Consider the following 14,510-nt stretch of genomic DNA (forward strand, 5'->3'; position numbering starts at 1 on the left):
TAAAATAGCCATTCTTGGAGGACGCGCCATGAGGATCACTGCAACGCAAGGCAAGAACCGCTTCGGCTACTACCTCGGCCATGCCGAGCGCGAGCCGGTCGAGGTGTTGAAGAACGGCCGCGTCGCGGCGGTGCTGGTTTCGGCCGCGCGCTATGCCGAGCTCCAGGCGCTGGAGCGGACGACCTCGCTGGACGCCAAGCGCCGGGCGTTCCGGTCGCAGTACAAGCACTGGATCGACGAGCAGAACCGGCACAACGAGGCCAACGGCCTGTGGTGCGAAGGGTTGGTGGCCTGGCCCCAGGACTGACGATGGCGCAGTTCGATGTCTATGCCAATCCGCACGCCGCGTCGCGGCACAGCGTGCCTTACCTGGTCGATGTGCAGAGCCCTTTGATCGATGCGCTGAACACCCGGCTGGTCATGCCGCTGTCGCGGGTCGGCGTCGGCCAGGCCCGTCTGCCTGTCAGCCTGTGCCCGACCATCGACATCGATGGCGAGCCCCTGTCGTTGATGCCGCATCTGGCGGCACCGCTCGCCGCCCGGATGCTGAGCAATCCCATGGCGAACGTGTCCCATCTGGCTTCGGAAATCGTTGGCGCGATGGATGCGGTCGTCAGCGGCTTCTGAATGGCGATGCATCTGTTTCGCTACAAGCCCATCCTGCCGGCACTGACCATGGTGTGGGCTGGCCTGCCGGCCTTGGCGCAGACACCGGTGCCCGCCCCCGCAGCCTCGGCCGCATCGGCGCCCGCCGCCTCGCCCTCCATGTCCATCGTCGGCGAATGGCAAGGCCCGTTTCCTGGCACCAAAGTGGTCAAGCTCATGGACGGCGCGGACGGCGTGGCCTGCTACTTCTACGTGCCTGTGAGCGTGCCGTCCAACACCGTCTGCAACGGCAACGAGGGCTGCAACGTGCAGTACCCGAGCGGCGTGGGCACGGTGTCCTGCGTCAAGGTGCGCGAGGGGGACAAGGCGCCCGCGAAGGCAGCGGCCAAGCCGTCGCCCAGGCGCTGAGCGGCTCTGGCACCTCAGCGCCGCTGCGCCAGCAATTCCAGATACCCCGTCGCCGGGTCCGCCACCCGGTCGAACTGGTGGGCCGGCAGCAGCCCCAGCACGATCTCGGCCGTGGTGCGCACATTGCAGCCCGGCATCACATGGCCGCCCAGCACCTGGCCGTTGGCGCTGGACACGCTGGCATGCAGGTGCAAGCCGCCCGGGCCCAGCGTGCCGGCCAGGCTCAGCAGCTCCAGCGGGCCGTCGATGCGCGTGCCGGTGGGAGCGTCGGCATAGCGCAGCATGGCCCGCGTGAGGCTGCCCACGGCCGACAGCACGCAGGCCGCGTGCACGGGTTCGGCCGCATGGGCGGCCTGGTCGGTCCACAGCTGCAGCGCCGTGCGCAGGTCCTCGCCCGGCGCCAGGCGCAGCACCTCGATGCGCAGTTCGCTCGCCATGGTCAGACCGTCACCGCGGCGTGCCAGGCCCGCGCGTCGCGGCCCGGGTGCACCTGGCCGCAGGACGGGCAGCGGCGTGCGGCCGCGTCGCTGCCGTAGAAGGCGTCGAACACGCGCGGCAGGTCGGCCACGATGCTTTGCAGCTGGACCTCCGCGCGCTGCACCAGCGCCGCGCAGTGCGCGCAGTACCACTCGAAGCCGTCGATGAGGCCGGCGGGCCGCGCCCGCTCCACCACCAGGCACAGGCTGCCCTCCTCGGGCCGCTGCGGCGAATGCCGCACATGGGCCGGCAGCAGGAAGATGTCGCCCTCCTTGAGGTGGATGCGTTCGAACTGGCCGCGGTCCAGCACCAGCAGGCTGGCGTTGCCCCGGAACTGGTGGAAGAACTCCTCCAGCGGGTCGTCGTGGAAATCGGTGCGCTGGTTCGGGCCGCCGACCACGGTCACGAGGATGTCGGCGTCCTGCCAGACCTGCTGGTTGCCCACGGGTGGCTTGAGCCGGTCGGCGTGGTCGGCGATCCACTGCGGGAAGTTGATGGGCGGGCCGTAGCGCGGCATGCGGGTCTCCTAGGCGAGGGCGATGGCGGCGCCGCGGTTCAGGATGCCGCGTGCCAGGCTGGCCGGTGCCAGCATCGAGGTCTTGGGATTGTCGGGCAGCACCTGGCCGGTCACGCTGAAGTCGAAGTGGCCGAATGCGCCTTCGGCATGCAGCACATGGCGGTTGCCCTCGGCCGCCGGGTCGGCCATGAGCCGCACGCGCGTGGCCTCGAAGCCGGCACCGGCCAGGGCCACGGCCGCCGCCACGTTGGCGTTCTGCGGAAAGCGCAGCGCGGCCTCGCGCGCCGTGCCTTCGTAGAAGACGGTGGGCGCGGTCAGCGTGTCGAGTGCGCAGAGCTGCTCGGCCGGCGTGCCCTTCCAGGCCCGCGCGGGCTTGTGCGAGAGGTAGTCGACCTGCGTGAGCCCGGCCAGCCGCGCGGCCGACAGGATGTCGAGCGCGCCGAGTGCGCCGGCCGGCACCAGCACCTGGGCATGGCCGGCCTGGGCCGCGGCGCGCAGGCGCTGCTCGAGCGCGGCATCGGCCAGCGCGCCGACGGCCGCCACCAGCAGATCGGTGCCGGCCGCGAGCACGTCGGCCCCGTGCTGCTGCAGCGCCGCGTGGCCTGCGCATTCGACGACCAGGTCGGGCTGCTGCGCCAGCAGGGCTGCCACCGTCTCCACACGCTCGGCGCCTTCGGGCCAGCCGGGGCCAGCCGGCGTGCCGGGGCGCTGCAGCACGGCCACGCAGCGCACGCTGTCGCTGTGGTTGGCCAGCATGCGCACGAGAGAACGGCCCATGGCGCCGAAGCCGATCAGGGCGATGCGCTGTGTCATGCGGCGGCCTGCAGTCCGCTGGCGGCGAAGGCCGCGCGCACCTTGGCGCGCTGGGCATCGTCCAGGTTCAGCAGCGGTCGGCGCACCGGGCCGCCGACCTGGCCCAGCTGTTCCAGCCAGTGCTTCTGGAACGCCTGCGGTGTGCCGGGCGGCCGGCAGGACTTGAGCGCCTGGCGCACGGGCTCCAGGCTGTCGCGCACGCGGCGCGCACCCGCCGCGTCGCCGGCCATGGCCAGGCGCGTGTATGCGTCGATGCGCCGGTCGCCGGCGGTCTGGTAGAGCAGCGGCGGGATCGAACACAGGTAGACCTGCCAGTTCAGCTCGAGGATGTTGTCCAGCCATTCCTCCTCGGAGGCCGTGCTCACGATCAGCTCGCCCTCGGTCATGCGCGTGAGCTCCACGTACATCGGGCGCGGCACGCTGTACTTGATGGCCACGATGTTGGGGATGGCGCGCGCGATGCGTGCGCACAGCGCGGGCGACATCAGGTAGCCGGCGTCCTCGTGGCTCCACATGGCGATGCCGATGTCCACCTGCGCCGCGATGTGCTCGTAGTAGGCGAACACGGTGTCGTCCACGTCGCGGCCGAAGTGCAGCAGCGGCGCATGGACCACGATGTAGTCGGCGCCGATGGCCTGGGCGTGCCGGGCCAGTTCGACCACCGTGTCCAGGTTCTGGTCCGAGCACGACAGGATGGTGCCGCTGCGGTTACCGAGCGCGGCCGTCTCTTCCACCGCGATCTCGAACGTGCGCATGCGTTCGGCCACCGACATCGAGAAGAACTCGCCCTGCTTGCCCGAGATGAACAGGCCGCCGATGCCCAGGTCGCCAATCCAGTGGCGCAGGTTGCGGCGCAGGCCGGCCTCGTCGAGCGCGAGGTCCTCGGGCCGGAACGGCGTGGGCGCGGCGGCCCAGACGCCGCGCAGGTGTTCGCGTGCATAGGCCTTGGCGTCGCGCGCGCGGTACTTCAGCATGGGGTGTCTCCGGTGGTGGCGTGTTGGATGGCCTGCCAGACCGACGCGGGCGTCATGGGCAGGTCGAGGTGGGTGACGCCCAGCGGCGCGAGCGCGTCCAGCACGGCGCCGCGCAGCGCGGCCGGCGCGGCGATGGCGCCGGACTCGCCCACGCCCTTGGCGCCGAGCGGGTTGGCGTCGGTCGTGCTGGGGCGGCTCTGGTACACGAGTTCGGGCAGGTCGTCGGCACGCGGCACGGCGTAGTCCATCAGCGAGCCGGTCAGCAACTGGCCCTGGTCGTCGTAGTGCATGCGCTCCATGAGGGCCTGGCCCAGGCCCTGGGCGAAGCCGCCGTGCATCTGGCCGGCGAACAGCAGCGGGTTGACTACGGTGCCCGCATCGTCGACCCAGAATGCGCGCTCGGTGCGCACGGCACCCGTCGCGCGGTCGACGCTGGCCAGCACGATGCAGCAGCCGGCGCTCCAGGCCTCGGCCTGGGCGGTGTGGACGGTCTCGACGCTGACCGGCTGGTCTGCGCCGGGCAACGCGCGCAGGGCCTGTGCGGAGCGCAGCACGGCGCTGCCGCCGATGGCCATGCTGCGGCTGGCCAGCGCGCCGATGCCGGCGGGCGCCAGGTCGCTGTCGCCTTCGACCACGTCGATGGCCGATGGCGCGAGGCCCAGCGCGTCGGCCGCGATCTGCGCGAAGGCCGTCGCGTGGCCCTGGCCCTGGGTGCTGCTGCCGCTGGCCACGGTCACGCGGCCGTCGGGCCAGCGTGTCAGGCGGGCGCTTTCCCAGCCCGTGCCGCAGGGCTCCACGTAGAGGTTGATGCCGATGCCCACGCACTCGCCCGCCGCGCCCCGGCGCGCCTGCTCGGCGCGCAAGGCCGGCAGGTCGCAAAGCAGGCTGGCCGCGGCGAGCAGGCCGGCGTAGTCGCCCGAGTCCAGCCGTTGGCCGGTCGGCGTGGTCCAGGGCATGGCGCTGGCGGGCACGGCGTTGCGCAGGCGGATGGCCACCGGGTCCAGGCCGAGCCGGCGCGCGGCCGCGTCCATGAGGCCTTCCATCACCAGCGCCGCCTCGGGCCGGCCGGCACCACGGTAGATGCCGACCGCGGCCGTGTTGGTGACCACGCCGCGCGCCACGGTGTCGATGGCGGCGCAGCGGTAGGGGCCGGGCAGCATGCGCGCGGCGTTGAGCGCGGGCACGGGCGTGCTCCAGGTGCTGCGGCAGCCCAGCGCGTAGAGCAGCTCGGCTTGCAGGCCCAGCAGCGCGCCGTCGGCCGCGAAGAAGGCCTGGGCGGCGATGTGGCCGGCGCGGCCCTGCGGCGCGGAGAGGAAGTCTTCCTCGCGCGTGGCGACCCAGCGCACGGGCGCATCCAGCTGCAGCGCGCAGGCGGCCAACGCCACTTCTTCCGGACCCAGCGAGGCCTTGCCGCCGAAGGCACCGCCCACGTCGGGCGCGATGGTGCGCACCTGTTCGGGCGCCAGGCCCAGCACACGGGCGAGCTCCAGCCGCGCGCGGTGCGGCGACTGCAGCGGTGTCCAGACCGTCAGCCGGCGGTCCTGCCAGTGGGCGAGCAGGCCGCGCGGCTCCAGTGCCATGGGTGCGACGGGCGGGCAGGCGATGCGCAGCTGCACTTCCGCCGCGGCCTGGGCACGGGCCTGGGCCAGGTCGCCGGCCTGGTGGCGCTGCGTGAAGGCGGTGTTGTCGGCCCAGCCGTCCAGCAGAGCAGCCGCCGCAAGTGCATCTTCGGCCATGGTGCAGGCGGGCAGCGCCATGTAGTCCACGGCCAGCGCCTCGGCCGCATCGCGGGCCTGCGCGGCCGTGTCGGCCACGACCAGCACGATCGGCATGCCCACGCAGAGCACGCGTCCACGCGCCAGCGCCGGGGTGTCGAAGGCGCGGACGTTCGGGAACAGGGGATTGATCGCCAGGTGGCCCAGGGTCTGCAGGTCATCGCCCGCCAGCACCAGGCGCACGCCGGGCATGGCGCGCAGGTGTGCAAGGTTGGCCAGCGCGATGCATGCGTGCGCCATGCTGCTGCGCGCGAAGGCAGCGTGCAGGCAGCCCGGCGGCGCGAGGTCGGCCAGGTACCGCCCCTGGCCACGCAGCAGCGCATCGTCTTCCCGGCGCGTGCAGGCGCGGCCCAGCCAGGGCGGTGGGGCGGTCGACGCGTCGTGTGCGGGCCGGAGCATGGCCCATAGGGTAGCGGCGTTGCAGCGCCGCCGGACCGTCAGACGCGCTGTCTGTCGAGCATGTGGCGGTGGATGGGCTGGGGCAGCGGTTCGTCCAGCGCCAGGGCCACGCGCGCCAGCCGCGCATCGCCCTGCCGCTCGGGCCGAAAGCCATGGGCGCGGGCCAGCGCCAGCATGGGCTGGTTGGTGCGCAGCACGTCGCCGTACAGCCGGCGCACGCCGTGGCGGCGCGCCACGCGCACGAGCTGGCGCAGCAGCCTGCCACCCATGCCCAGGCCTTGCCAGTCGTCGGCCACGGCGAGTGCGAACTCGGCCTGGTCGGGCAGGCCGCCGTCGCAGACATAGCGCGCCTCGCCGACCTGCCGCGCACTGCCGTCGTGTTCGGCGACAGCCAGCAGCGCGACGTGCTGGCGGAAGTCGACGTCGGTCAGGTAGGCGGCCATGCCGGGCGGCAGCGCGCTGAGCCCGGTCTGGAAGCGCTGGTAGCGCGATTGCTGCGTGAGCCCGCGTGCGACGAACTCCGAGGCCAGCTGCAGGTCGCCTGGCTGCACGGCGCGCACGGTCACGGCGCGGCCGTCGGCGAAGTCCCAGCGCGCGCTGGCGTTGCGCTGCGGGCAGGCGAGGGCGGTGTCCATGGCCGGGCCCGGTGCTATTGCAGGCGGTGCAGCCGCGCGGGCGACAGCGCGTAGACCAGCAGCGCGCCGCGGGCCACGGGCGCGAACTGCTGGCCCGGCTCCAGCACCGTGTCGCGCATCTGGTCGTCCTCGGTGATCCACAGGCTGCCGCTGTCGCAGGCCACGCGGCTGCCGGGCGGCAGCCGCAGCAGGCCGCGCAGCGGCAGTTCGTATTCGGTCAGAGCATCCATGTCGATCTCCATCACATGCTTGGGTGGAATGAATGTAGAACCTAGAATCCGATCGTTCCAACGGTCGTTTTGAATGCTTTGCATGCGAAATGAGAATGTGAAAGCGCCCGACGATGCAGGCATCGCACGTGCCGACCTGCCGCGGCTGGACCTGCTGCGCAGCTTTGCCGTGGCCGCCCGCACGCTGAGCTTCACGCGCGCGGGCGCGGAGCTCGCGCTCACCCAGTCGGCCGTGAGCCGGCAGATCCAGCAGATGGAGGAGGGCCTGGGCGTGGCGCTGTTCGAGCGGCGCCACCGCGCGCTCGCGCTGACCCCCGCCGGCGAGACCATGTACCGCGCAGTGCAGGACTGCCTGGAGCGCCTGCGCGACGCCACGGCCAGCGTGCGTGCCGTGACGCGGCACCGCCAGGTGGCCGTGACGACCACGCCCGGCTTCGCCTCGCTGTGGCTGATCCCGCGGCTGGCGCGCTTCTCGGCCGACCATCCGCAGGTCGACGTGCGCGTGTCGGCCACCAACGAGCTGCTGAACCTGGAGCGCGCCGGCATCGATGTGGCCGTGCGCTTCTGCGCCATCGCCCAGGGCATGGGCCGGCCGCTGTTCGAGGAGACGGTGCTGCCGGTCTGCGCGCCGCGCCTGCTGCAGGACCCGGCGCGCCCGCTGCGCAGCCCGGCCGACCTCGTGCACCACACGCTGCTGGTCATGGAGGGCCACCAGGGCATGGCGCCCATGGAGGACTGGGCGCCCTGGCTGCAGGTCATGGGGCTGGCCGGCATCCGCGGCACCAACCAGCTGCATTTTTCGAACTACAACGACGCTGTCGCCGCGGCGCTGGCCGGGCAGGGCGTGGCCGTCGGCCGGTTGCCGTTGGCAGGCGCCCTGCTGCAGAGCGGGCAACTGGTGGCGCCGTTCGAGCGCAGCGGGCATTCGCAGCGCGGCTATTTCGTGGCGGCCGGCGCGCAGGCGCAGGCCAATCCCGATGCGCAGGACTTCATCGCCTGGCTGCACGCCGAGGCGCAGCGCCCTGCCTGAAATGTCACAGGTCCAGAGCTTTCCTCCCGTGGCGCGGTCCGACGCCCGCGTGCTGGTGCTGGGCAGCATGCCGGGCGCCATGTCGCTGCGCCTGCAGCAGTACTACGGCCATCCGCAGAACGCGTTCTGGAAGATCATGGGCAGCGTGTTGGGGTTCGATCCGCTGCACACGGCCTACGGCGAGCGGCTGGCCGCGCTGCAGGCCGCCGGTATCGCGCTGTGGGACGTGCTGGCCAGCTGCGAGCGCCCGGGCAGCCTGGACAGCGCCATCGTGCCGGCCAGCATCGTTCCCAACGACTTCGCGGCCTTTCTCGCGGCGCATCCGCAGGTGCGCCGCGTCTGCTTCAACGGCGCCAAGGCAGAGACCGTGTTCCGCCGCCAGGTGCTGCCTTCGCTCGCGCAGGCGCCGGAGCTGCTGCGCCTGCCCTCGACCAGCCCGGCCCATGCCGGCATGCCGCTGGCGGCCAAGACCGCCGCCTGGCGCTCCGCGCTGCTGGCTTGAGCGGCCGGCGCCGCGGGTGTACAAGCGCGCCAGAACAACGCGCCACAGGAGATCGCATGCGCACCCTCGTCGACCAGCTGGGCCAGTACGCGGCCTACCACCGCGACCGGCGCAACATCGCCACGCATTTCATCGGCATCCCCATGATCGTGCAGGCCGTCGCCGTGCTGCTGGCCCGGCCGGTGCTGGCCGAGGCCGGGCCGCTGGCCATTTCGGCCGCCACCTTCGTCACGCTGGCCACCGCGCTGTACTACCTGCGGCTGGACGTGCGGCTGGGTGCCGCCATGGCGCTGCTGCTCGCGCTGGCGCTGTGGTGCGCGCAGCTCCTGGCGGCGCAGCCCACGCCGGTCTGGCTGGGCTGGGGCGTGGGCCTGTTCGTGGTCGGCTGGCTGTTCCAGTTCGTCGGCCACTGGTGGGAAGGGCGCAAGCCGGCCTTCGTCGACGACCTGGTGGGGCTGGTCATCGGCCCGCTGTTCGTGCTGGCCGAGCTGGCCTTCCTGCTGGGCCTGCGGCGCGAACTGCAGCAGCAGATCGAGGCCCGCGTGGGGCCCGTGCGCGGCGCGGCCGTGGCGGCCTGATCAGCGCCCGCCCGAGACGTCGAGCAGCGCCATCGTGGTGTAGCTCGCGCCTTCGCCCATGAGCCAGACGATGGCTTCGGCGACCTCTTCGGCCGAGCCGCCGCGCTGCATGGGCACCAGGTGGGCGAGCTGCTGCACGCGGTCGGGCTGGCCGCCCGAGGCGTGGATCTCGGTCTCGATCAGGCCGGGCCGCACGGCGTTCACGCGGATGCCTTCGGCCGCCACCTCCTTGGCCAGGCCCAGTGTGAAGGTGTCGATGGCGCCCTTGCTGGCCGCATAGTCCACGTACTGGCCCGCGCCGCCCAGGCGCGCGGCAGCGCTCGACATGTTGACGATGGCGCCGCCTTGGCCGCCGTGGCGCGTGCTCATGCGGCGCACGGCCTCGCGCGCGCAGAGCAGGCTGCCCAGCAGGTTGATGTCGAACATGCGGCGCCAGCGCGCCAGGTCCATCTCGTCCAGGCGCTGGCTGCGGTCGACCACGCCGGCGTTGTTGACGAGGGCCGTGAGCCGGCCGAGCCCGGCGTCGACCTCGCCGAACATGCGCAGCACCTGGGCCTCGTCGGCCACGTCGGCCTGCACGGCGATGGCGCGGCCGCCCTGGCCCGTGATCTGGCGCACGACATCCTGCGCGGCCTCGGCGTTGTGCGTGTAGTTGACGGCCACGGCCCAGCCCTGGCGGGCCGCCAGCAGCGCGGTGGCGGCGCCGATGCCGCGGCTGCCTCCGGTGACGAGTGCGATCTTGTCCATGCAGGTCTCCATGCGGGGGGAGGGCGCATGGTAGTGCGCGTCGCAGCCAAGACGGCGTGCGGTGGAGGGGCAAGCGGTTTCCTGCTACAACCGCCCGTTTCGCCAACACGCAACGAAGGAGCACCGCACCATGGGCCAGTTCATCGACCTGAAGTCTGCCGACGGATTCACTTTCCCCGCCTACGTGGCCCAGCCGGCCGGCACGCCCAAGGGCGCCATCGTGGTGATCCAGGAGATCTTCGGCGTCAACTCGCACATCCGCAGCGTGGCCGACGGCTACGCCGCGCAGGGCTACCTGGCGGTCGCGCCGGCCACCTTCCACCGCGTCAAGCCCGGCGTGGAGCTGGGCTACACCAACGAGGACATGCAGGCCGGCTTCGCGCTGAAGACCGCCGTGGAAGAGCTGCCCGCGCCCGGCGTGCTGGCCGACATCCAGGCCGCCATCGACCATGCCGCCAAGGAGAGCGGCAAGAAGGTGGGCATCGTCGGCTACTGCTGGGGTGGCCTGCTGGTCTGGCGCAGCGCGGCGACGCTGAGCGGCTTGTCGGCTGCCGTGCCCTACTACGGCGGCGGCGTGACGACCGAGGCCGAGGTGGCGCGCGCGCCGAAGGTGCCGGTGCTCGCGCACTTCGGCGAGCGCGACCACTGGATCCCGCTGGACAGCGTGGAGGCCTTCAAAAAAGCCCACCCCGAAGTCGAGGTCCACGTCTACGCGGCCGACCACGGCTTCAACTGCGACCAGCGCGGCTCCTACGATGCGGCCGCGGCCAAGCTGGCGCTGGAGCGCACGCTGGCCTTCTTCGGCAAGCACGTGGGCTGAATGCGCATGCGCGGCCGGCTGCTGCTCTGCGCCGCCTGGCTGCTGGCGCTTCCGGCGCTGGCGGCCGACTATGCCGGCCCGCTGTTCGACACCCACCTGCACTACAACATCGAGGCCTGGAACGGCCAGCAGGGACCGCATCCGCTGGCCGACGTGCTGGCGCGCATGCAGCGCAACGGCGTGCGTGCCATCGTCGCCAATTCGCGCACCAACGACGGCACCAGGCTGCTGGCCGCCAGCCCTGAGACGCGCGCGGCCGGCGTGGCCGTCGTGCCCTTCATCCGGCTGTACCGCAACCGCGACGACTACCAGAACTGGTTCCGCGACCCGAGCATCTATGCGATGGTCGAGGAGGAGTTCGCGCGCGGCACCCAGGGCGGGCCGTACCGCGGCATCGGCGAGTTCCACCTCTACGACAGCGCCAACGCCGACGGGCCGGTGGCGCGCCAGCTCATGCAGTTCGCCGAGCGGCATGGCCTGGCCGTGCTGGCCCATGTGGACGACCTGGCCGTGGACAAGCTCATGGCCCATGCGCCCGGCGCGCGGCTGGTCTGGGCCCACACCGGCATCGGCGGTGCACCCGTGGCGCGCGTGCAGGCGCTGCTGGAGCGCTATCCGCGCCTCGTCGGCGAACTCTCGTACCGGCCGGGCCTCACCTGCGAGAACGGCACGCTGTGTCCGGACTGGGACGCGCTGCTGCGCCGGCATCCGACGCGCTTCGTGATCGGTTCGGACACCTGGGTCAACCAGCGCTGGAGCGCCTACGACCTGCTCATGCAGGAGTACCGCCGCTGGCTGGGCGCGCTGCCGGCGCCGCTGGCGCAGCGCATCGCCTGGGACAATGCGGCCGCGCTGTTCGGAGTTCCGACGCCACCCTGAAACCTTTTTTGCAGAGAGTTCCCATGAGCATCCAACGCCACGAACCCACCCCCATCCTGTCCAACGCCGTCGAGCACGGCAACACCGTCTACCTGGCCGGCATCGTGGCCGACGACCCGAGCGCCGACGTCAAGGGCCAGACGCAGCAGATCCTCAAGCGCATCGACGCGCTGCTGGCGCGCTGCGGCAGCGACAAGTCGCGCATCCTGTCGGCCCAGATCTGGCTGACCGACATCGGCAACCGCGCGGCCATGAACGAGGTCTGGTCGGCCTGGGTCGACCCCAAGAACCTGCCCGTGCGTGCCTGCGTCGAGTCCAAACTGGCCGATCCGCGCCTGCTGGTCGAGATCATGGTGACGGCCGCCAAGTAAGCCTTCGCACCATGCTGCAGCTGCACTACCACCCGACCGACGCCAGCATGGCGCCGCACATGCTGCTCGAGGAGCTGGGCGTGCCGTTCGAGCTGCAGCTGGTGGACCGGGCCAACCAGGCCCACAAGTCCGAGGCCTACCTGCGGCTCAACCCCAACGGCCTGATCCCGGTGCTGGTCGATGGCGACACCGTGCTGTACGAGACGGCCGCCATCCTGCTGCACCTGGCCGACACGCACCCGGCGGCTGGCCTGGCCCCCGCGCTGGGCTCGGCCGAGCGCGCGCACTACTACAAGTGGATGCTGTGGCTCAGCAACACGCTGCACGCCACGCTGGGCCTGTACTTCTACCCCGAACGCTGGGCCTCGCCCGACCACGTGCACGGCGCCACCACGGTGAAGGCGCGTGCCGAGGCGCGTGCCGGCCAGTTGCTGGAGATCCTGGACCAGGAACTGGCGCGCCATGGCGGCGCCTGGTTGCTGGGCGAGCGCTTCACGGCGCTCGATCCCTACACGCTGATGCTGGCACGCTGGACCCGGCATTTCGGCCGGCCGGCGCGCGAGCTGCCGCACCTGGGACCCTACCTGCAGCGTGTGCTGGCGCGGCCCGCCGTGCAGCGCGCCTACGTCACCGAGCAGATCGGCGCGCCGCCGGTCTGAAGTCCACGCGCCGCCTGGCCGGCGGCGGGAAGTCCAGCGTGAACACGGTCGGCAGGCCCGGCGCGCTGCGCACGCCGACGCGGCCCTGGTGCAGGTCCATCACGCTCTTGACGATGGCCAGGCCCAGGCCGGAGCCGGTCTCGGCGGCCGGGTTCTCGATGCGGTAGCGCCGCTGGAAGATATCGGCCTGGTGCGCCGGGTCGATGGGCTCGCCCTCGTTGGCCACGGTCACGCGCGTGAAACCCGGGGCGATGGCATGGGCGGACAGCCGCACCGTGCTGCCCGGGCGCGCATGGCGCAGCGCATTGGTCAGCAGGTTGCCCACCGCGCGGGCGAACAGCACCTCGTCGGCCCAGGCGCGCAGGCCGGGCTGTACGTCCAGCGCGAGTTGCAGGCCGCGGTCTTCGGCCAGCACTTCGAAGAACTCCACCATGCCCGTCAGACGCTCGCGCATGCTCTGCCAGTCCGCCTTGAGCAGCGTCTGCGCATGGTCGGCGCGGGCCAGGAACAGGATGTTCTCGATCAGGCGGCCGATGCGTTCGTAGTCGGTCACGGCGGCCTCCAGCACGGCGCGGTACTCGTCGGCGCTGCGCGGTTGCGACAAGGTGACCTGGGCAGCCGTCAGCAGGCGGTGGATGGGGGCACGCAGGTCGTGCGCGAGGTCGGAGGAGAAGCCCGACAGGCGTGAAAACGCGTCCTGCAGCCGGTCCAGCATGCCGTTGAAGGCCTGGGCCACGGGCGCCAGTTCGGCCGGCACGGCATCGGCCGGCAGGCGCTCGCCCAGGGCCTGGGCGCCGATGCGGTTGGCGGTGGTACCCAGCTGCCGCACCGAGGTCAGGATGCGCCGCGTGATGCACCAGGCCAGCAGCCCGGTGGCCAGGGCGCCGGCCGCCAGCGTCCAGAACATCACGCGCCAGGCGCGCTCGATGAAAGCATCGCGCTGCTGTTCCGGGATGGCCAGGGGCAGGGCCGTGAACTCCTGCTCCAGCAGGCGGCCGACCATCCAGCAGCCGAGCAGCATCAGCAGCACGGTGACGACCGAAATCGCCAGCGCGATCCGCGCCGCCATCGAATTGCGCAGCGGCAGCCGGTGCCGCACGGCTTGCGGCGGCGGAACTTCAGGCGGGACGGGAGTCGAGGACATAGCCGACGCCACGGATGGTGTGGATCAGCTTGTCCACGAACGGGTCGTCGACCTTGGCGCGCAGCCGCCGCACGGCCACGTCGATCACATTGGTGTCGCTGTCGAAGTGCATGTCCCAGCAGTTCTCGGCGATCAGCGTGCGCGAGACCACCTGGCCCAGGTGGCGCGCCAGGTAGTCCAGCAGCGCGAACTCCTTGGTCGTCAGCGCCAGGTGCCGGCCGGCACGGCGCACCAGCCGGCGCGCGCTGTCCACCTCCAGGTCGGCCACCTGCACCACGGCAGGGGTGGCTGGCTGCGCGGCACGGCGCGCCACCACCTGGATGCGCGCCAGCAGTTCGGCGAAGGCGAAGGGCTTGACGAGGTAGTCGTCGGCGCCCAGTTGCAGGCCACGCACGCGGTCCTCCACCTGGTCGTGACCACTGAGCATGAACACAGGGGTGTGCTGGCGCGCCCGCAGTCTCTCCAGCACCTGCCAGCCGTTGGCACCGGGCAGGTTCACGTCCAGCAGGATGAGGTCGTAGCGGCCCGAAGTGGCCAGATGCAGCCCTTCGATGCCGTCCTGGGCGGTGTCGACCACATGGCCGTGTTCGGTCAGCCCCTTGTGCAAATAGGCGGCGGTGGTGGGTTCGTCTTCGATCGAAAGCAGGCGCATGGTCAAAACAGTCCTTGGCCGGGGCAGCTGCAGTGCTGCGTCCAACCTTACCGGGAGATGACAAGACTGTAGGGGTCCACCCTGACACCATCAAGACAGCCAGTGGCAACGCACTGTTGCCGAACTGGAAATAGCCGGAGTGGGTCTGGCGGCCGTAGCGTGCGCGCACCGGTGCTAGCCGCTTGTGTGGTGGCTGAGGAACAGCTTGTGCCAAAAGTGCCGGGGGTTTGCAAACGACCCCCCTGGTTTTGCGACACCGGGCCTGTCGGCGCGCCCGGCCGATCCCTACGCTCA

20 protein-coding genes are annotated in these 14,510 nt (G+C 71.6%); 10 read left to right on the top strand and 10 right to left on the bottom strand.

Annotated elements, in window-relative coordinates; all coding sequences use genetic code 11:
* The first annotated feature begins 28 nt into the window (after positions 1-28).
* Genes ACSQ4M_RS09040 through ACSQ4M_RS09050 form a run of 3 tightly spaced genes read left to right on the top strand, consistent with a single transcriptional unit; the run spans position 29 to position 1,014 of the window.
* Complete coding sequence (locus ACSQ4M_RS09040; protein ID WP_436189249.1) at positions 29-307, top strand: type II toxin-antitoxin system prevent-host-death family antitoxin; 279 nt, start codon at positions 29-31, stop codon at positions 305-307.
* A 2-nt stretch (positions 308-309) separates the two neighbouring features.
* The gene (locus ACSQ4M_RS09045; protein ID WP_436189250.1) at positions 310-627 is read left to right on the top strand and encodes a CcdB family protein; all 318 of its coding nucleotides are present in this window, start codon (positions 310-312) and stop codon (positions 625-627) included.
* Positions 628-633: 6 nt separating this feature from the next.
* Complete coding sequence (locus ACSQ4M_RS09050) at positions 634-1,014, top strand: hypothetical protein (protein WP_436189251.1); 381 nt, start codon at positions 634-636, stop codon at positions 1,012-1,014.
* A 14-nt stretch (positions 1,015-1,028) separates the two neighbouring features.
* Here the strand turns inward: ACSQ4M_RS09050 and ACSQ4M_RS09055 are convergent, their stop codons facing one another.
* The 7 genes from ACSQ4M_RS09055 to ACSQ4M_RS09085 are packed head-to-tail and all read right to left on the bottom strand — an operon-like array spanning position 1,029 to position 6,834.
* Entirely contained in the window at positions 1,029-1,451 is a 423-nt protein-coding gene (locus tag ACSQ4M_RS09055; protein WP_436189252.1) for a PPC domain-containing DNA-binding protein, read from the bottom strand.
* A gap of 2 nt (positions 1,452-1,453) precedes the next feature.
* Complete coding sequence (locus ACSQ4M_RS09060) at positions 1,454-2,008, bottom strand: 3-hydroxyanthranilate 3,4-dioxygenase (RefSeq protein ID WP_436189253.1); 555 nt, start codon at positions 2,006-2,008, stop codon at positions 1,454-1,456.
* A gap of 9 nt (positions 2,009-2,017) precedes the next feature.
* Positions 2,018-2,821, bottom strand: a complete 804-nt coding sequence (locus tag ACSQ4M_RS09065) for an aspartate dehydrogenase (RefSeq protein ID WP_436189254.1) — start codon at positions 2,819-2,821, stop codon at positions 2,018-2,020.
* Positions 2,818-3,795, bottom strand: a complete 978-nt coding sequence (locus ACSQ4M_RS09070; protein ID WP_436189255.1) for a dihydrodipicolinate synthase family protein — start codon at positions 3,793-3,795, stop codon at positions 2,818-2,820. Before ACSQ4M_RS09070 ends, ACSQ4M_RS09065 begins: the two co-directional genes overlap by 4 nt.
* Positions 3,789-5,969, bottom strand: a complete 2,181-nt coding sequence (locus tag ACSQ4M_RS09075; protein ID WP_436189256.1) for a xanthine dehydrogenase family protein molybdopterin-binding subunit — start codon at positions 5,967-5,969, stop codon at positions 3,789-3,791. Before ACSQ4M_RS09075 ends, ACSQ4M_RS09070 begins: the two co-directional genes overlap by 7 nt.
* Before the next feature lie 38 nt (positions 5,970-6,007).
* The gene (locus ACSQ4M_RS09080; RefSeq protein WP_436189257.1) at positions 6,008-6,604 is read right to left on the bottom strand and encodes an N-acetyltransferase family protein; all 597 of its coding nucleotides are present in this window, start codon (positions 6,602-6,604) and stop codon (positions 6,008-6,010) included.
* 14 nt (positions 6,605-6,618) lie between these two features.
* Complete coding sequence (locus ACSQ4M_RS09085) at positions 6,619-6,834, bottom strand: DUF2917 domain-containing protein (protein WP_436189258.1); 216 nt, start codon at positions 6,832-6,834, stop codon at positions 6,619-6,621.
* A gap of 82 nt (positions 6,835-6,916) precedes the next feature.
* Here ACSQ4M_RS09085 and ACSQ4M_RS09090 point away from each other — a divergent pair, with 82 nt between their 5' ends.
* The 3 genes from ACSQ4M_RS09090 to ACSQ4M_RS09100 are packed head-to-tail and all read left to right on the top strand — an operon-like array spanning position 6,917 to position 8,944.
* Positions 6,917-7,864 carry a LysR substrate-binding domain-containing protein gene (locus ACSQ4M_RS09090; protein ID WP_436189259.1) on the top strand — a complete coding sequence of 316 codons (948 nt, stop codon included), beginning with the start codon at positions 6,917-6,919 and terminating at the stop codon, positions 7,862-7,864.
* Between the two features lies 1 nt (position 7,865).
* Positions 7,866-8,366: a DNA-deoxyinosine glycosylase gene (locus tag ACSQ4M_RS09095; protein WP_436189260.1), complete on the top strand. Its 501-nt coding sequence runs from the start codon at positions 7,866-7,868 to the stop codon at positions 8,364-8,366.
* A 56-nt stretch (positions 8,367-8,422) separates the two neighbouring features.
* Positions 8,423-8,944: a DUF962 domain-containing protein gene (locus ACSQ4M_RS09100; protein ID WP_436189261.1), complete on the top strand. Its 522-nt coding sequence runs from the start codon at positions 8,423-8,425 to the stop codon at positions 8,942-8,944.
* Here ACSQ4M_RS09100 and ACSQ4M_RS09105 read toward each other — a convergent pair whose 3' ends face one another.
* A complete protein-coding gene (locus ACSQ4M_RS09105) occupies positions 8,945-9,691 on the bottom strand; it encodes an SDR family oxidoreductase (RefSeq protein ID WP_436189262.1) in 747 nt (248 codons plus the stop codon).
* Between the two features lie 130 nt (positions 9,692-9,821).
* On the opposite strand from ACSQ4M_RS09105, the gene ACSQ4M_RS09110 reads away from it, so the two are divergent.
* The 4 genes from ACSQ4M_RS09110 to ACSQ4M_RS09125 are packed head-to-tail and all read left to right on the top strand — an operon-like array spanning position 9,822 to position 12,420.
* Positions 9,822-10,511 carry a dienelactone hydrolase family protein gene (locus ACSQ4M_RS09110; RefSeq protein WP_436189263.1) on the top strand — a complete coding sequence of 230 codons (690 nt, stop codon included), beginning with the start codon at positions 9,822-9,824 and terminating at the stop codon, positions 10,509-10,511.
* A 6-nt stretch (positions 10,512-10,517) separates the two neighbouring features.
* Positions 10,518-11,390, top strand: coding sequence for an amidohydrolase family protein (locus ACSQ4M_RS09115; protein ID WP_436193985.1), 873 nt, complete (start codon positions 10,518-10,520; stop codon positions 11,388-11,390).
* Between the two features lie 23 nt (positions 11,391-11,413).
* Positions 11,414-11,761: a RidA family protein gene (locus ACSQ4M_RS09120; RefSeq protein ID WP_436189264.1), complete on the top strand. Its 348-nt coding sequence runs from the start codon at positions 11,414-11,416 to the stop codon at positions 11,759-11,761.
* A gap of 11 nt (positions 11,762-11,772) precedes the next feature.
* A complete protein-coding gene (locus ACSQ4M_RS09125; RefSeq protein ID WP_436189265.1) occupies positions 11,773-12,420 on the top strand; it encodes a glutathione S-transferase family protein in 648 nt (215 codons plus the stop codon).
* Here the strand turns inward: ACSQ4M_RS09125 and ACSQ4M_RS09130 are convergent.
* Positions 12,389-13,564, bottom strand: a complete 1,176-nt coding sequence (locus ACSQ4M_RS09130; RefSeq protein WP_436189266.1) for a heavy metal sensor histidine kinase — start codon at positions 13,562-13,564, stop codon at positions 12,389-12,391. The two genes, ACSQ4M_RS09125 and ACSQ4M_RS09130, sit on opposite strands and share 32 nt — an antisense overlap.
* A complete protein-coding gene (locus tag ACSQ4M_RS09135; protein WP_436189267.1) occupies positions 13,539-14,216 on the bottom strand; it encodes a heavy metal response regulator transcription factor in 678 nt (225 codons plus the stop codon). Before ACSQ4M_RS09135 ends, ACSQ4M_RS09130 begins: the two co-directional genes overlap by 26 nt.
* Positions 14,217-14,510 lie beyond the last annotated feature (294 nt).

It is taken from the genome of Pseudorhodoferax sp. LjRoot39 (genome assembly GCF_964253035.1).
In the GTDB taxonomy this organism is placed as follows: domain Bacteria; phylum Pseudomonadota; class Gammaproteobacteria; order Burkholderiales; family Burkholderiaceae_C; genus Pseudorhodoferax.

What these genes read in the sequence shown, in the direction of transcription:
- ACSQ4M_RS09040 (WP_436189249.1), top strand. Translation starts at nt 29, where the DNA reads ATGAGGATCACTGCAACGCAAGGCAAGAACCGCTTCGGCTACTACCTC.
- ACSQ4M_RS09045 (WP_436189250.1), top strand. Translation starts at nt 310, where the DNA reads ATGGCGCAGTTCGATGTCTATGCCAATCCGCACGCCGCGTCGCGGCAC.
- ACSQ4M_RS09050 (WP_436189251.1), top strand. Translation starts at nt 634, where the DNA reads ATGCATCTGTTTCGCTACAAGCCCATCCTGCCGGCACTGACCATGGTG.
- ACSQ4M_RS09055 (WP_436189252.1), bottom strand. Translation starts at nt 1,451, where the DNA reads ATGGCGAGCGAACTGCGCATCGAGGTGCTGCGCCTGGCGCCGGGCGAG.
- ACSQ4M_RS09060 (WP_436189253.1), bottom strand. Translation starts at nt 2,008, where the DNA reads ATGCCGCGCTACGGCCCGCCCATCAACTTCCCGCAGTGGATCGCCGAC.
- ACSQ4M_RS09065 (WP_436189254.1), bottom strand. Translation starts at nt 2,821, where the DNA reads ATGACACAGCGCATCGCCCTGATCGGCTTCGGCGCCATGGGCCGTTCT.
- ACSQ4M_RS09070 (WP_436189255.1), bottom strand. Translation starts at nt 3,795, where the DNA reads ATGCTGAAGTACCGCGCGCGCGACGCCAAGGCCTATGCACGCGAACAC.
- ACSQ4M_RS09075 (WP_436189256.1), bottom strand. Translation starts at nt 5,969, where the DNA reads ATGCTCCGGCCCGCACACGACGCGTCGACCGCCCCACCGCCCTGGCTG.
- ACSQ4M_RS09080 (WP_436189257.1), bottom strand. Translation starts at nt 6,604, where the DNA reads ATGGACACCGCCCTCGCCTGCCCGCAGCGCAACGCCAGCGCGCGCTGG.
- ACSQ4M_RS09085 (WP_436189258.1), bottom strand. Translation starts at nt 6,834, where the DNA reads ATGGATGCTCTGACCGAATACGAACTGCCGCTGCGCGGCCTGCTGCGG.
- ACSQ4M_RS09090 (WP_436189259.1), top strand. Translation starts at nt 6,917, where the DNA reads ATGCGAAATGAGAATGTGAAAGCGCCCGACGATGCAGGCATCGCACGT.
- ACSQ4M_RS09095 (WP_436189260.1), top strand. Translation starts at nt 7,866, where the DNA reads ATGTCACAGGTCCAGAGCTTTCCTCCCGTGGCGCGGTCCGACGCCCGC.
- ACSQ4M_RS09100 (WP_436189261.1), top strand. Translation starts at nt 8,423, where the DNA reads ATGCGCACCCTCGTCGACCAGCTGGGCCAGTACGCGGCCTACCACCGC.
- ACSQ4M_RS09105 (WP_436189262.1), bottom strand. Translation starts at nt 9,691, where the DNA reads ATGGACAAGATCGCACTCGTCACCGGAGGCAGCCGCGGCATCGGCGCC.
- ACSQ4M_RS09110 (WP_436189263.1), top strand. Translation starts at nt 9,822, where the DNA reads ATGGGCCAGTTCATCGACCTGAAGTCTGCCGACGGATTCACTTTCCCC.
- ACSQ4M_RS09115 (WP_436193985.1), top strand. Translation starts at nt 10,518, where the DNA reads ATGCGCGGCCGGCTGCTGCTCTGCGCCGCCTGGCTGCTGGCGCTTCCG.
- ACSQ4M_RS09120 (WP_436189264.1), top strand. Translation starts at nt 11,414, where the DNA reads ATGAGCATCCAACGCCACGAACCCACCCCCATCCTGTCCAACGCCGTC.
- ACSQ4M_RS09125 (WP_436189265.1), top strand. Translation starts at nt 11,773, where the DNA reads ATGCTGCAGCTGCACTACCACCCGACCGACGCCAGCATGGCGCCGCAC.
- ACSQ4M_RS09130 (WP_436189266.1), bottom strand. Translation starts at nt 13,564, where the DNA reads ATGTCCTCGACTCCCGTCCCGCCTGAAGTTCCGCCGCCGCAAGCCGTG.
- ACSQ4M_RS09135 (WP_436189267.1), bottom strand. Translation starts at nt 14,216, where the DNA reads ATGCGCCTGCTTTCGATCGAAGACGAACCCACCACCGCCGCCTATTTG.